This window comes from Escherichia sp. WS3063 (assembly GCF_046486595.1).
GTDB classification, from domain to species: domain Bacteria; phylum Pseudomonadota; class Gammaproteobacteria; order Enterobacterales; family Enterobacteriaceae; genus Escherichia; species Escherichia coli.
In genome coordinates this window covers 270,308-285,183 of the sequence record NZ_JBJQKY010000004.1, presented here as the reverse complement: position 1 = coordinate 285,183, position 14,876 = coordinate 270,308, and the positions used below count along the sequence as shown (strand labels likewise).

The following is a 14,876-nucleotide window of genomic DNA, read 5'->3' as shown; positions in this document are numbered from 1 at the left end:
CGGGTTGTCATGCCAATGGCACTGCCCGGTAGCTAAATGCGGAAGAGATAAGTGCTGAAAGCATCTAAGCACGAAACTTGCCCCGAGATGAGTTCTCCCTGACTCCTTGAGGGTCCTGAAGGAACGTTGAAGACGACGACGTTGATAGGCCGGGTGTGTAAGCGCAGCGATGCGTTGAGCTAACCGGTACTAATGAACCGTGAGGCTTAACCTTACAACGCCGAAGATGTTTTGGCGGAAGAGACATCGATAAGTAAGCTTGATAACAGATTAAATCGACAGGTCATAACGAGACGTGTTGATAAAACAGAATTTGCCTGGCGGCCTTAGCGCGGTGGTCCCACCTGACCCCATGCCGAACTCAGAAGTGAAACGCCGTAGCGCCGATGGTAGTGTGGGGTCTCCCCATGCGAGAGTAGGGAACTGCCAGGCATCAAATTTAGCGTGCTGATATGGCTCAGTTGGTAGAGCGCACCCTTGGTAAGGGTGAGGTCCCCAGTTCGACTCTGGGTATCAGCACCACTTCTTAGGTTAAAGTTCGGCAGATTAGAAAAGAATTTGTCTGGCGGCAGTAGCGCGGTGGTCCCACCTGACCCCATGCCGAACTCAGAAGTGAAACGCCGTAGCGCCGATGGTAGTGTGGGGTCTCCCCATGCGAGAGTAGGGAACTGCCAGACATCAAATCAAGTGAAAGGCCATCCGAAAGGATGGCCTTTTTGCTTTTCGAACTAACATTCAATTAATGGATTACCTGCGATAAAAATGCCCTCGTACGCTCTGATTTAGGATGCGCAAAAAATTCATCAGGTGCAGCTTGCTCCACTATTTCCCCACGATCCATAAAAATCACCCGGTCAGCGACGGTTCGTGCAAACCCCATCTCATGTGTTACACACAGCATTGTCATACCCGACTGCGCCAGCCCAATCATCGTATCCAGCACCTCTTTCACCATCTCAGGATCGAGCGCCGACGTTGGCTCATCAAACAACATAATTTTCGGCTTCATACACAGCGAACGCGCAATGGCAACGCGTTGCTGCTGACCACCTGAAATCTGTCCGGGAAACTTATGCGCATGTTCGGCAATTCTCACCCGCTCAAGGTAATGCATCGCCAGAGCTTCTGCCTCTTTCTTTGGCATCTTGCGTACCCAAATCGGTGCCAGGGTACAGTTCTGTAGAACGGTCAGATGAGGGAAGAGATTGAAATGCTGAAAGACCATTCCCACTTCTTGCCTGACGCGCTCAATATTGCGGATATCTTCATTAAGTTCGATGCCATCCACCACGATCCGTCCCTGTTGATGTTCTTCCAGATGATTAATACAACGAATGGTTGTCGATTTACCGGAACCAGAAGGGCCACACAGAACGATCCGTTCTCCCGGTTGCACGATTAAATTTATATTTTTCAAAACATGGAATTGTCCATACCATTTATTGACGTTTTCCAGCGTAATCATCGCGTTAGCAGGTTGTAGTAAAATTTGGCTCATAGTGTCCTCAATGCGGTGTACGCCCGGTGTTAAAACGTTTTTCCAGATGCTGACTATAGCGCGACATGCTGAAACAGAAGATCCAGTAGATCAGTGCGGCGAAAACATACCCTTCCGTCGACATACCCAACCAGGTGGGATCAACGGTTGCCTGCTGAACGCTACTGAAAAGATCGAACAACCCGATGATGATCACCAGGCTGGTATCTTTGAAGAGTGCGATGATGGTATTTACCAGCCCAGGAATCACCAGCTTCAACGCCTGTGGCAGAATAACCAGCCCCTGGGTTTTCCAGTAACCCAACGCCAGCGACTCTGCCGCTTCATATTGCCCTTTAGGCAGCGCCTGTAATCCGCCTCGCACGACTTCCGCAACATATGCTGACTGAAACAGGATCACGCCAACCAGCGCGCGGATCAATTTGTCGATACTGGTGCCTTCTGCCATAAACAACGGCAGCATGACCGAAGACATAAACAGAACGGTAATCAGCGGTACACCGCGCCAGAACTCGATAAAAATGACCGATAAGATACGCACAATCGGCATATGGGAGCGGCGACCTAACGCCAGTAAGATCCCCCACGGCAGCGCCCCCGCAATCCCAACTGATGCAATAATTAAAGTTAGCGTCAGCCCGCCCCATTGCCGGGTTTCAACCCGCTCAAGACCAAGAAACCCGCCATACATCAGCCACCAGACAATCAGTGGGTAAATCACCGCCCATACCGCAATATAGCGACCGCGATGCGGGAGTATTTTCCAGAACATTGGTGCGATCGACACAAGCCCAATCAGTAATGCCAGGTTAATTCGCCAGCGTTGGTCATGTGGGTAAAGCCCATACATAAACTGACCAAATCGTTCGTGGATGAAGACCCAACAGGCACCGGCTTTTGTGCAGTCGGCACGCGTTGAGCCAACCCAGTTAGCCTGCAAAAATGCCCAGTTCAGCAACGGTGGGATCAGTTCCCACATCAACCATATGCAGCCAATAGTCAGCAGGCTATTGCTCCAGCTGGAGAACAGATTTTTTCGCACCCACACCATCGCGCGGCTTGAGTTATGGCTCGCCGGGCGCGGGGGATGAGACAGCAATACTTTTGTCATCATGACTCCTTAGCGTTCAACGATCGCGATGCGGCGGTTATAGATATTCATCAGCAGCGAGATAGTCAGGCTGATAATCAGATAGACCGACATGGTCATGGCTATCGTCTCGATGGCTTGCCCCGTCTGGTTCAGCACGGTGCCAGCAAACAGCGAAACCATATCCGGATAGCCAATAGCGGCGGCAAGAGAGGAGTTTTTGACGATGTTGAGATACTGGCTGGTTAACGGCGGAATGATCACTCGCAGTGCCTGGGGAATAATGACCTGGCGTAGCGTAACCGGATTGGGTAATCCCAGTGACCGAGCCGCTTCATGTTGACCATAAGGCACTGCCTGGATCCCAGCGCGGATAATCTCGGCGATAAATGCAGAGGTATAAACCGAAAGTGCCAGCGTTAAGGCTGCCAGTTCAGGAATTAAAACCATCCCGCCACGGAAGTTAAAGCCTCGTAAGGCTGGGACATCCCAGTGTAGTGCTGCGCCAAAAAGCCATTGCGCCAGTAAAGGCAAACCTATGATCAACACTGCGGCGATCGGCCAGGTGCGGCGCAGTTGTCCGGTTTTTATCTGGTATGTTTTATTAAAGAGGAATAGCCCAACAGAAAGGACTATAGCCATAACAACAGCCAGGATAAACGCAATAAATCCGTCTCCCAGCTGCGGCGACGGAATATAAAGCCCACGATTGCTCAAAAAGGCCAGATCAAACGCACTCACTGCCTGGCGTGGTCCGGGCAAATTGCGCAACACGGCAAAGTACCAGAAGAAGATTTGCAGCAGCGGCGGAATATTACGGAAGATCTCAATATAAATTGTGGAAAGCTTTCGTAGCAGCCAGTTATCCGAAAGTCGCGCCAGACCGATAAAGAAGCCCAGAACAGAAGCGAATACAATACACAATGCAGAAACCAGTAGCGTATTGAGTAAGCCAACAATGAAAACGCGTCCGTAGGTATCACCCTGCTGGTAATCGATCAAATGCTGGACAATACCGAAGCCAGCGCCGCGATCCAGAAAGGCAAAACCTGAAGTAATGCCACGATTACTGAGATTCGTCACAGTGTTGTGAAATAGCCAACCAACAATGCCGACAACAGCAACAACGGCAAGGATCTGGAATAACCAGGCGCGAACCGTAGGGTTGGCAAAGGAGAGTGAGCCTTTAACGGTTGAGCGGCGATGAGACATAGAAACCTCGGAAAGCATAACGCTGAAGAGAGCGCCGCCGTAGCGACGCTCGTTACCTCACACCGACTTAACGCACGGGCGGTGCGTACTGAATACCGCCGTTATTCCAGAGATTATTTTGCCCACGTTTAATTTTCAGCGGGCTTTCTGAACCTACGTTACGCTCAAAAATTTCCGAGTAGTTACCCACCTGTTTGATGATGTTGTAAGCCCATTTATTATCCAGCTTCAGATCCTTGCCGTAATCGCCTTCTTTACCCAGCAGATGTGCCATATCAGGCGTTGCTGGATTAGCCGCTTTTTCATCGACGTTCTGGGAATTGATGCCCATCTCTTCAGCATTCAGCATGGCGAAAAGCGTCCAGCGTACAATCGAGAACCATTCATCATCGCCACGACGAACTACCGGCCCAAGCGGTTCTTTGGAGATAACTTCCGGTAAGACAATCCATTCAGCCGGGTTGCTTAATTTGATGCGCAGGGCATACAGTTGTGATTGATCCGAGGCCAGCGTATCGCAGCGACCAGATTCCAGTGCCTTCGCTGATTCGTCAGAGCGATCGAAAGTCACTGGTGTGTACTTCATATTGTTTGCCTTAAAGTAATCGGCAACGTTGAGTTCGGTATCAGTACCCGCCTGAATACAGACGGTAGCGCCATCCAGTTCTTTCGCGCTTTTTAGTCCCGCTTTATCGTGCGTCAGGAAGCCAATGCCGTCGTAATAAGTGACGCCGGTAAATGCCATTCCCATCCCGGCATCGCGAGATGAAGTCCAGGTCGTATTACGGGAGAGCAAATCCACCTCCCCTGACTGTAAAGCGGTGAAGCGTTCTTTTGCAGTGAGCGGGGTATATTTCACTTTCGTGTCGTCACCAAATACAGCAGCGGCAACACCACGACAAATATCAACATCAATACCTGAAAACTTACCGTCAGCATCGGCATAAGAGAACCCAGGTAATCCATCACTGATCCCGCATTGCACAAAACCTTTTTTCTGAACGGCATCAAGCGTCGCGCCAGCATGCGCCTGATTTGCAACGGCAAGCAGCACGCTGGCGGCAGCCAGTGTGGCTATCATCATCTTTTTCATAATGCTTCCTGTGAGGCGAAAATTATCGTTATAGGACATTTGGGAAACGTCTTTTACCTGTCTGTGGCCATCCTCTTATAAGCAAAAGTAGTGCCAGCTTTTGCGCACGATTTCGCGTCGCAATAAGCTGAGTGTAGACAGGAAATAATAAAAACAGCGCCCCGCAATGGTGCGAAAATGAAACATGCGCCACATTTTGGCGCAAAATATTTACGCGTTTTTTACTAAGCAGAATAATGATTGTTAGCGTGAGTATAATTCTGGTGGGAAGTGTGAAAATTAAATTGATGCGTTATTTCGAAAGCAGCGAAATAACGCGATATAACATGCTAAATCAGCAGGGAATTAGCCAGCAGAATATAGCAATATTTTATCTTATGGTGAGATACTGTATCGTTAAACAGAGCGCGGTACTCCGCGCTCTATTCAGTTATTTCGACAGAGCGATGATCCCCATCGTCAGGCCAGCAACAGCTGCTGCCCCGCCAGCAATAGCCCCAGCCGTTTCCCAGTTATCCTGAGTCGTGCCTTTCATACAGGTATTGGTGTGAACCAGTCGCCCCTGATCATCATAAACCGGAACGCAGGGCGAATCGTGAGCACAGCCCGCCAGCAATGCGGTGAGCAATGCCACAGGAATTAATCTTTTCATGGTGTTACCTCAGTAATAAACGCTAACGCTTAATAAGTTAACTCTCTTATTAACGAGCTGAATGCCATTTTATCACCGGAGGTTATAAATCTTGCGGAATGAATAATGACAAATTATGTGAATTGTAAAAATAGTGAAGGGAGCGGGAACTATAGAAAGTTTTTAAAGAGTGAGAAGAAGAATATCTTATTAATTTTTATGGGTTTCACTGAAAATAATAAAGGCACCCGAAAGTGCCTTTATGTTTCTGATTTATCCTTTAAAGCAACGGCGGATCACCACAAAGAACACCGGCACGAAGAAGATTGCCAGCAACGTTGCAGAAACCATCCCGCCCATTACCCCGATACCCACTGCGTTCTGCGCGCCACTGCCGGCACCGTTACTGATAGCTAGCGGTAATACGCCGAGAATAAAGGCGAGAGAGGTCATCAGGATAGGACGCAGACGCATACGTACTGCCATTAGTGTCGCTTCAACAACACCTTTACCCTCTTTTTCCATGAGATCTTTAGCGAACTCAACAATCAAAATAGCGTTTTTGGCCGACAAGCCAATTGTCGTCAGCAAGCCCACCATAAAGTAGACGTCATTTTTTTGATTAAAGAGTGTTGCCGCCAGTAGCACGCCGACAATCCCTAACGGCACGACCAACATAACCGAGACAGGAATTGACCAGCTTTCATAGAGTGCAGCAAGGCACAGGAAAACAACCACAAAGGAAATTGCTACCAGAGCGGGAGCCTGGTTTCCCGATAAACGTTCCTGATATGACATACCCGTCCAGTCATAACCAATGCCCGCCGGTAATTTTGACGCAAGGTTTTCCATCAACGCCATGGCATCGCCGGAACTGGTTCCTGGCGCGGCTTCCCCCTGAATCTCCATTGACGGCAGACCGTTGTAGCGCTCCAGTCGCGGAGAGCCATACACCCAATGTGCAGTGGTAAAGGCAGAGAATGGCACCATTTCGCCGTTGGCGCTGCGGACATAAAGTTTATCGACATCTTCTGGCAGCATACGGAATTTGGCATCCGCCTGAACATACACCTTTTTCACGCGACCACGGTCAATGAAGTCGTTAACGTAAGTCCCACCCAACGCCGTTGAAATGGTCTGATTGATGTCAGAAAGTGAAACACCTAATGCCTGCGCCTTTTCCTGGTCAACTTCCAGTTTAAACTGCGCGGTGTCTTCCAGACCATTAGGACGCACGCTGACTAAGCTGGCAGGATGTTGCGCCGCCATGCCAAGCAACTGGTTACGGGCCTGGGTCAGGGCATCGTGACCCAGCCCAGCCTGATCAATTAACTCAAAGTCGAAACCCGTTGCCGTGCCCAGTTCAACAATGGCTGGCATATTGAATGGAATGACAAAACCGTCGCGGATCTTGCCCAATTCCATTTTGGCACGATGGATTACCGCTTCCGCACTGTTTTCGTCACCACTACGCTCTTCCCACGGTTTCAGACTGACGAAGGCCATACCGGCGTTTTGTGCCTGGCCGCTGAAGCTAAAGCCGTTAACCGTAAAGACACTTTCTACGTTCGCTTTCTCGTTCTTCAGATAGTAATCCGTCACTTGATCCAACACTTTTTGCGTCCGCTCTTGCGTCGCGCCAGCGGGTAACTGAATCATAGTCAGAAAGACTCCCTGATCCTCTTCAGGTAAGAAGGAAGACGGAAGACGTAAAAACAACACCACCATTCCAGCAACAATTAGTGCATAGATCAGTAAATATCGTCCTGTGGAACCGAGGATTTTGCCGACGCTGTTGGTGTAGTGGTTAACGCTATGATCGAAGGTGGTATTAAACCAGCCGAAGAAACCGCCCTTATTTTCGTGATGCTCAGCAGAGACGGGTTTGAGCAGTGTTGCACATAACGCTGGGGTAAGAATCAATGCCACCAGAACAGAAAGCGCCATTGCCGAAACGATGGTGATAGAGAACTGGCGGTAAATTGCCCCAGTAGAACCGCCGAAGAATGCCATTGGAATAAATACCGCTGACAGCACCATCGCGATACCCACCAGTGCGCCCTGAATTTGCGACATCGATTTTTCCGTCGCTTCTTTTGGCGGGAGCTTATCCTCCATCATCACGCGCTCGACGTTCTCCACCACCACTATCGCATCATCGACGAGCAGCCCGATGGCAAGCACCATCCCGAACATCGTTAGTGTGTTGATGGAGTAACCAAAAGCGGCGAGGATGGCAAACGTCCCTAACAACACCACGGGTACCGCAATGGTGGGGATCAGCGTTGCTCGCATATTCTGCAAGAACAGATACATCACCAGGAACACCAGCATAATGGCTTCGAACAGCGTTTTTACCACTTCGTGAATAGAAAGCTGGACGAATGGTGTGGTGTCATAAGGGTAGAGAACCTTCATTCCCTGCGGGAAGAATGGCTGTAATTCCGCCAGTTTTGCCTTAATGGCTTTCGCGGTATCGAGAGCATTCGCGCCGGTTGCCAGCTTAATACCCAGGCCCGCCGCCGGTTTACCGTTGATGCGAGCGATAACGTTATAGTTTTCACCGCCAAGTTCAACCCGTGCGACATCTTTCAGGCGTACCACCGAGCCGTCACTGTTTACGCGCAAGGTCACTTTGCCGAATTCTTCCGGATTTTTTAACCGCGTCTGAGCAATAATCGAGGCGTTCAACTGTTGCCCTGGTAACGCTGGCGTTCCGCCCAACTGTCCGGCAGCGATCTGATCGTTCTGTACCTTCAACTGGTTAATCACATCAACCGGCGTCAGTTTGTATTTGTTTAGCAGATCGGCGTCCAACCAGATACGCATCGCATACTGTGCGCCGAAAAGTTGTACGTCACCGACGCCATTCAGACGGCTAAGCGTATCTTTAACGTTAGAGGCCACATAGTCCGAGATATCGTCCTGTGTGGTGCCTGGGTTATCAGAGACAAAGCCCGCCACCATCAAATAGCTGCTACTGGACTTTTCAACACTGATCCCCTGCTGCTGTACCTCCTGCGGCAGCAACGGCGTGGCGAGCTGGAGTTTGTTCTGCACCTGCACTTGCGCGATATCTGGATCGGTCCCGGACTGGAAGGTAAGGGTAATTGTCACGCTACCGGCAGAATCGCTGGTGGAGGACATATACATCAGGTTATCGATACCATTCATATTCTGTTCGATAACCTGCGTCACCGTATCCTGCACGGTCTGCGCATCAGCGCCCGGATAGTTTGCCGAAACAGAAACTGCAGGCGGCGCAATGGTTGGGTATTGGGCGACGGGCAATTGTAGGATCGCCAGTACACCCGCCATCATCAGAATAATGGCCAGCACCCATGCAAATATCGGTCGTCGAATAAAAAAGTTTGCCATGTCAGATTGCCTTACTTCGATGCAGAATCTGCGGGGGTATCGGTAGTGGCTTTAACCTGCTCTCCCGGACGCGCTTTTTGCAGGCCGCTGACAATGACTTGATCGCCAGATTTCAGCCCTTCGCTAATCAACCATTTATCGCCAATCGCCTGGCTGGCAACGACAGGGCGCGCTTCAACCTGACTTTTATCGTTAACAATCAGCACGGTTGCATCACCACGTGGTGTGCGGCTAACGCCTTGTTGCGGGATAAGAATGGCGTCAGGTTGGACGCCTTCATCAATCCGTGCGCGCACAAACATACCCGGCAAAAGCGTATGTTGCGGGTTAGGGAAGACAGCACGTAGGGTTATGGAGCCGGTGCTTTCATCAACGGTCACATCGGAGAATTGCAGCGTACCTTTCAGGGGATAGGTTTGACCGTTTTCCATGACCAACTCTACGTTGCTGGTGGCGTTTTCCTTATGCAAATTTCCTTGCTCTACGGATTGCTTCAGCCTCATAAAATCGTTGCTGGATTGGGTCACATCAACGTAGATAGGATCGAGCTGCTGGACAGTCGCCAGTTCAGTCGTTTGCCCATTAGTGACAAGAGCGCCTTCGGTCACGGTCGATTTGCCGATACGTCCGCTAATTGGCGCAGTCACTTTGGTATAAGCGAGATTGATGCGAGCGCTTTCGACTGTGGCTTTTGCGGCAATCACGGCGGCATCGGCCTGGCGAGCATCAGCAATGGCCTGGTCGTACTCCTGCTGACTGATGTATTTCGTACCCACGAGCGGAACGTAACGTTTTACCGTCAAATGCGCGATGGCGGCGGCGGCTTCACTTTTCGCCAGTTCGCCTTTCGCGCTGTCATAACTTGCCTGATAGGTCGCGGGATCGATCTGGTACAGAGACTGGCCTGCTTGCACATCGCTGCCTTCAGTGAAATTGCGACTCAGTACGATCCCGCTAACCTGTGGGCGAACTTCGGCTATACGGTAAGCATTGGTGCGGCCTGGTAATTCAGTCTTAACTTCTAACGGGGCCGTTTTCACAATATGAACGGTAACCTGCGGTTCACCGACGTGAGCTTTCTCTTCTCCCTTATCGTTACAACCGGCGATTAAAGCCGCGGAGATCAGAATAAAGGAGGGCAGGAGGAAAAACCTGGCATGTTTCGTCATTACTATTCCTCAAAAAACCAAAAGCGCGTTATTTACCCAAAAAGGCAACGCGTTAACTCGCAGAAAGAAAAATACAGTTCGCTATCCTACAAATTATCATTCGTCGATGTAAGGAATAGTTATGAATACTGGCGTCTCAAGGCACATAAACACAAAAAAAGATTAATATTCTACTGTTTTATTTTGACGCGGGTTGAAAGAGGTAGAATCAAATCCTCGTAAATTGAAATATATATTGATAGAGTGAATGTATTTTAGGTAAATAATAAACGTTATTTATTTGACGATTTATAGCAACTCAATATTAGCCTCTCGTATAAATATACATTAGGTGATAGATTAACCTTCGCTATTTTCTCATCCTGTGTCGAATATATTTATTTCCTGAATAATTAATCATGGCAAAAAGAACCAAAGCTGAAGCCCTGAAGACCCGGCAAGAACTGATTGAAACTGCCATCGCCCAGTTTGCGCAGCATGGCGTAAGCAAGACGACGCTCAACGACATTGCCGACGCCGCTAACGTTACGCGTGGCGCTATCTACTGGCACTTCGAGAACAAGACCCAACTGTTTAATGAGATGTGGTTGCAACAGCCTTCATTGCGGGAGTTAATCCAGGATCACTTGACTGCTGGGTTAGAGCATGACCCGTTTCAACAATTGCGTGAAAAATTGATTGTCGGCTTGCAATATATTGCCAAAATTCCCCGCCAGCAGGCGTTGCTGAAAATCTTATATCACAAATGTGAATTTAATGATGAGATGCTGGCAGAGGGAGTGATACGCGAAAAGATGGGCTTTAATCCGCAGACTCTCCACGAAGTATTGCAGGCATGTCAGCAACAAGGTTGTATAGCAAATAATCTCGATTTAGATGTTGTGATGATTATTATTGATGGTGCCTTCAGCGGAATTGTTCAAAACTGGTTAATGAATATGGCGGGTTATGATCTTTATAAACAAGCACCCGCACTGGTCGATAACGTATTAAGAATGTTCATGCCAGATGAAAACATAACGAAATTAATTCATCAAACGAATGAATTAGGTGTCATATAAATTCACATTCTGTCCTGAAAATTCAGTTCGTCACAGTTAACCAGTTTTAGTGGATTAACTGAGTTCATATTGCGGCATTTGTCTGTTTCTGTTGCCAGCAGTTCAATCCACTGCATCAGTAAAGTATCAAACAGAAAAACGAAGACAGCGAAAACGACGAGCCACCAATACTTGCGAATCATTACCTGAGCCTGTGCATGTTTAACCAAGTCTGGCAGGAAATATACACGAAATGAATAATCTGAAAACCAGGCTTACACTTCCTTTACTTTGCAATGAGATCGGGGTCAACTTCGCTTAACCTGCTTCGTTTTGACAGGTTGCCGGTCTTTCTTTTTTTCACTTTCGCCAGTTCTTCCGCAGAGTAATGCGACGCGACATCCAGCCGTCGAAGCCCCATTTTGATGTACTCGCTGTTGATCTCAATACCAATGAATTTTCGCCCGCTGGCGGCGGCTACGGCACCGGTAGTAAAGCTACCGGCAAACGGGTCGAGAACGATATCGCCTGGGTTGGAAGAGGCGAGAATAATGCGTTTCAGTAAGGCTTCCGGTTTTTGCGTCGGGTGATTCTCATATTCATCCATCAAATAACGCACGCGCGGAAAATCCCAGACGTTACCCGGTACTTTTTGATGATTGTAAGGCTGTGGAGGATTTTTGCGATAATCGATCAACGCGCGCTGCGATCCGGTTTTGGCTTCTACCAGAATAGCATCACCGTTGAACGTGTAGTTCTTTGCGTCTTTCACCATCATCAGGATGGGTTCGTACATGGAGCCGTAGTGTTTTTTCGCCTGCACTCCAGAACTGTCATATGACCAGACGATGCGACTTTTGATGGTAAAAAGCTTGCGGCACTGGAGATCGATAAAGGGCATGTTTTCCGTGCTGTTCATGATGTACATGCTGCCCTGCTTTTTCAGAACGCGGTGGCACTCTGCAATCACTTCAAACAGCCAGTCGATAAACAGATCTTCTTTCCAGGCTTCGATCAGACCATCAAAATTTTTACCGATGTTATACGGTGGGTCGGCAAAGATCAGATCTACACTTTCGGCGGGGATCTTTTTAAGTTCGGTTAATGCATCACCCTGGATGATGGTCTTTGCTTCATTACCAAATCGGGTCGGTTCACATCCTGTTCTCATGGTCACTCCCTTTGTGACACCTATAAAAAAGGCGCTTCCCCATGCCGAGTAGCGCCTTTTTAATCAAGCATTTAGCTAACCTGAATTAGTTCATGCCGTATTTTTTCAATTTTTTACGCAGCGTACCACGGTTGATGCCCATCATCAGCGCAGCACGGGTCTGGTTACCACGGGTGTATTGCATCACCATGTCCAACAGGGGCTGTTCTACTTCAGCCAGTACCAGCTCATAGAGGTCATTCACATCCTGACCGTTCAGTTGAGCAAAATAGTTCTTCAGTGCCTGTTTAACCGAGTCACGCAGGGGTTTTTGGGTTACCTGATCCTGAGAGTTAACGGTAGAAACGGTCAGTACGTCAGAATTTACGCGTTGTTCGAACATAGTTCTGTCAGCTCTTTATTTCTGTTTACGCAAAATTTTCGAAGTATGCCTCCAACGCCTCCAGCTGTTCGCTGGCATCCTCAATGGCGTTGAATGTGCGCCGAAACTGGTCATTTGGAGCGTGTTCCTGGAGATACCAGGAAACGTGTTTACGTGCAATTCGGTACCCTTTTGCCGGACCATAAAAGTCATGCAGTTCCCGAACGTGCGCGCAAAGCAAGCGCTTAACCTCTGCCAAAGGCAGCGGGGGCAGCAACTCCCCAGTGTCCAGATAATGCTGGATTTCCCGAAAGATCCAGGGTCTTCCCTGAGCTGCGCGGCCTATCATCAGGGCATCCGCCCCTGTATAGTCGAGCACAGCTCTGGCTTTAAGCGGGTCAGTAATGTCGCCATTCGCGATAACCGGAATGGAAACTTTCTGCTTAACTGCCCGAATACTGTCGTACTCAGCTTCTCCATTGAACAAACAGGCGCGTGTACGGCCATGAATGGTCAGAGCCTGAATGCCACAGTCTTCAGCCAGTTGGGCAATCTCTTCGCAGTTACGGTGTTCCGGCGCCCAGCCGGTGCGAATCTTCAGGGTAACAGGAACGTCCACTGCATTGACGACCTCGGTAAGGATCGATTTAACGACATCCGGGTACTGCAAGAGGGCTGAACCTGCGAGCTTGCGATTCACTTTTTTAGCCGGGCAACCCATATTGATATCAATAATCTGGGCACCGCTTTCCACGTTAATACGTGCTGCATCTGCCATTTCTTTCGGATCGCTACCAGCAATTTGCACGGTGCGAATACCGGGTTCATCAATGTGCACCATCCGTAAACGAGATTTGTCGCTTTCCCAAACCTGTGGGTTAGAAGACATCATCTCGGATACTGTCAATCCGGCTCCCATCTCGTAGCACAACGTCCGAAAAGGTCTGTCTGTAATGCCAGCCATGGGCGCTGCGATCAGGCGATTTCTGAGCTGATATTGTCCGATGCGCATGAGTTAAGAAATGACCATACTGTGACTGCAAGGCGGCGTATATTACGCATTTTTTGCACGAGATGAAAGGCCAAACTTTGACCAATCATCTGAGATGGATCAAAGAATTGCATTTAAAATGAGCTTGGCGCGATAATTACTCATAAAAATCATTATATTAGAAAATAGTGACTAAAATTTACACTCCAAGAAATTTGAGTAAGTTCTCAATTTTTCTTTATGAATGAAAATTTTGGCACGCAAATTTGCGTAAATAATCGGCAAATTAACGTGCCTTTTGTGACCTTGCTCGCACTTCGCCTTGCGTCACCCTACGGCGATGCGAAGGTTAATTCTTACGACCGGTAATGCGGCACCACTCTTCTTTTTCCACGACCGGGTCCAGAGCGAAGCTGTCGGCATAAGCTTCACAAACGCTCTCTGCCTGGCTTGCCAGAATACCGGAAAGGCCCAGCAAGCCACCTGAAACCGGCAGGACGCTGATTAACGGTGCCAGTTCACGTAACGGGCCTGCAAGGATGTTAGCGACCACCACGTCGGCTTTCATTTCTTCTGGCTGATCTTTAGGTAGGTAGAGTTCCAGACGGTCAGAAACGCCATTACGTTCGGCGTTGTCGCGGCTGGCCTGAATCGCCTGCGGGTCTATATCAATACCAATGGCTTTTGCTGCACCCAGCTTCAGCGCCGCGATAGCCAGAATGCCGGAACCACAGCCAAAGTCGATGACCGTTTTACCGGTTAAATCGAGGCTGTCGAGCCATTGCAGGCACAGAGAGGTAGTTGGATGAGTCCCTGTACCAAACGCCAGACCTGGGTCTAACATCACGTTGACGGCGTTTTCGTCCGGCACATCACGCCAGCTTGGGCAGATCCATAGTCGTTCACCAAAGCGCATCGGGTGGAAATTATCCATCCATTCGCGCTCCCAGTCTTTATCTTCCAGTTGTTCGATTTTATGCGCGAAGCCTGCGCCGAGCAGCGGATGGTTTTCCAGAATCGCCACCACGTCGTTCATATCGGTTTCAGCGTCGAACAGACCAATCACATCGGTGTCGCCCCACAGGCGCGTTTCGCCCGGCAGCGGCTCAAACACAGGCGTATCGTGGGTATCCTGAAAAGTGATAGAAACGGCACCCGCTTCCATCAGCGCATCGCTAAGATCTTCCGCGTTCGCGCCGGTGGTGTTCAGTTTCAGTTGGATCCAAGGCATGGCAAAACTCT

General features: G+C 49.2%; 13 protein-coding genes, 1 tRNA gene and 3 rRNA genes. 5 read left to right on the top strand and 12 right to left on the bottom strand.

All coding sequences use genetic code 11. From position 1 onward, the window contains the following. The 4 genes from ACJHYW_RS06165 to rrf (ACJHYW_RS06150) form a co-directional block, all read left to right on the top strand. A 23S ribosomal RNA gene (locus tag ACJHYW_RS06165) occupies positions 1-214 on the top strand; the annotation flags it as partial. Between the two features lie 102 nt (positions 215-316). Further along, positions 317-432: ribosomal RNA gene (rrf, locus tag ACJHYW_RS06160) — 5S ribosomal RNA — on the top strand. Between the two features lie 14 nt (positions 433-446). Then, positions 447-522: transfer RNA gene (locus tag ACJHYW_RS06155), tRNA-Thr, on the top strand. A gap of 39 nt (positions 523-561) precedes the next feature. Then, positions 562-677, top strand: a 5S ribosomal RNA gene (gene rrf, locus ACJHYW_RS06150). Positions 678-739: 62 nt separating this feature from the next. Here rrf (ACJHYW_RS06150) and ACJHYW_RS06145 read toward each other — a convergent pair. The 7 genes from ACJHYW_RS06145 to acrE all read right to left on the bottom strand — a co-directional run bounded on the left by ACJHYW_RS06145 (position 740) and on the right by acrE (position 10,071). Continuing rightward, positions 740-1,498 carry an amino acid ABC transporter ATP-binding protein gene (locus ACJHYW_RS06145; protein ID WP_000078316.1) on the bottom strand — a complete coding sequence of 253 codons (759 nt, stop codon included), beginning with the start codon at positions 1,496-1,498 and terminating at the stop codon, positions 740-742. A 7-nt stretch (positions 1,499-1,505) separates the two neighbouring features. Further along, positions 1,506-2,609 (bottom strand): amino acid ABC transporter permease, encoded by a 1,104-nt coding sequence (locus ACJHYW_RS06140; RefSeq protein WP_001361187.1) that lies wholly within the window; start codon positions 2,607-2,609, stop codon positions 1,506-1,508. 9 nt (positions 2,610-2,618) lie between these two features. Continuing rightward, positions 2,619-3,800 carry an amino acid ABC transporter permease gene (locus tag ACJHYW_RS06135; protein WP_000019670.1) on the bottom strand — a complete coding sequence of 394 codons (1,182 nt, stop codon included), beginning with the start codon at positions 3,798-3,800 and terminating at the stop codon, positions 2,619-2,621. Between the two features lie 67 nt (positions 3,801-3,867). After that, positions 3,868-4,893 (bottom strand): amino acid ABC transporter substrate-binding protein, encoded by a 1,026-nt coding sequence (locus ACJHYW_RS06130; RefSeq protein ID WP_000738568.1) that lies wholly within the window; start codon positions 4,891-4,893, stop codon positions 3,868-3,870. Between the two features lie 430 nt (positions 4,894-5,323). Next, the gene (locus ACJHYW_RS06125; RefSeq protein WP_000825639.1) at positions 5,324-5,545 is read right to left on the bottom strand and encodes a membrane protein; all 222 of its coding nucleotides are present in this window, start codon (positions 5,543-5,545) and stop codon (positions 5,324-5,326) included. A 252-nt stretch (positions 5,546-5,797) separates the two neighbouring features. Next, a complete protein-coding gene (acrF, locus tag ACJHYW_RS06120; protein ID WP_001273304.1) occupies positions 5,798-8,902 on the bottom strand; it encodes a multidrug efflux RND transporter permease subunit AcrF in 3,105 nt (1,034 codons plus the stop codon). A gap of 11 nt (positions 8,903-8,913) precedes the next feature. After that, on the bottom strand, positions 8,914-10,071 hold the full coding sequence (acrE, locus tag ACJHYW_RS06115) for a multidrug efflux RND transporter periplasmic adaptor subunit AcrE (RefSeq protein ID WP_000160361.1): 1,158 nt from the start codon (positions 10,069-10,071) through the stop codon (positions 8,914-8,916). Between the two features lie 398 nt (positions 10,072-10,469). Here acrE and acrS point away from each other — a divergent pair, with 398 nt between their 5' ends. Beyond that, positions 10,470-11,132, top strand: a complete 663-nt coding sequence (gene acrS / locus ACJHYW_RS06110) for a multidrug efflux transporter transcriptional repressor AcrS (RefSeq protein WP_001129499.1) — start codon at positions 10,470-10,472, stop codon at positions 11,130-11,132. Positions 11,133-11,134: 2 nt separating this feature from the next. On the opposite strand, the gene ACJHYW_RS06105 is transcribed toward acrS, so the two are convergent. From ACJHYW_RS06105 to prmA, 5 genes are all read right to left on the bottom strand, one after another. Beyond that, positions 11,135-11,314, bottom strand: a complete 180-nt coding sequence (locus ACJHYW_RS06105; protein WP_001295275.1) for a DUF2556 family protein — start codon at positions 11,312-11,314, stop codon at positions 11,135-11,137. A gap of 83 nt (positions 11,315-11,397) precedes the next feature. Beyond that, positions 11,398-12,282: an adenine-specific DNA-methyltransferase gene (gene yhdJ / locus ACJHYW_RS06100; protein ID WP_001258939.1), complete on the bottom strand. Its 885-nt coding sequence runs from the start codon at positions 12,280-12,282 to the stop codon at positions 11,398-11,400. A gap of 85 nt (positions 12,283-12,367) precedes the next feature. Next, positions 12,368-12,664, bottom strand: coding sequence for a DNA-binding transcriptional regulator Fis (gene fis / locus ACJHYW_RS06095; protein ID WP_000462905.1), 297 nt, complete (start codon positions 12,662-12,664; stop codon positions 12,368-12,370). Between the two features lie 25 nt (positions 12,665-12,689). Beyond that, positions 12,690-13,655 (bottom strand): tRNA dihydrouridine synthase DusB, encoded by a 966-nt coding sequence (dusB, locus tag ACJHYW_RS06090; protein WP_001219652.1) that lies wholly within the window; start codon positions 13,653-13,655, stop codon positions 12,690-12,692. 328 nt (positions 13,656-13,983) lie between these two features. Further along, complete coding sequence (gene prmA, locus ACJHYW_RS06085; protein WP_001145827.1) at positions 13,984-14,865, bottom strand: 50S ribosomal protein L11 methyltransferase; 882 nt, start codon at positions 14,863-14,865, stop codon at positions 13,984-13,986. Positions 14,866-14,876: the final 11 nt, after the last annotated feature.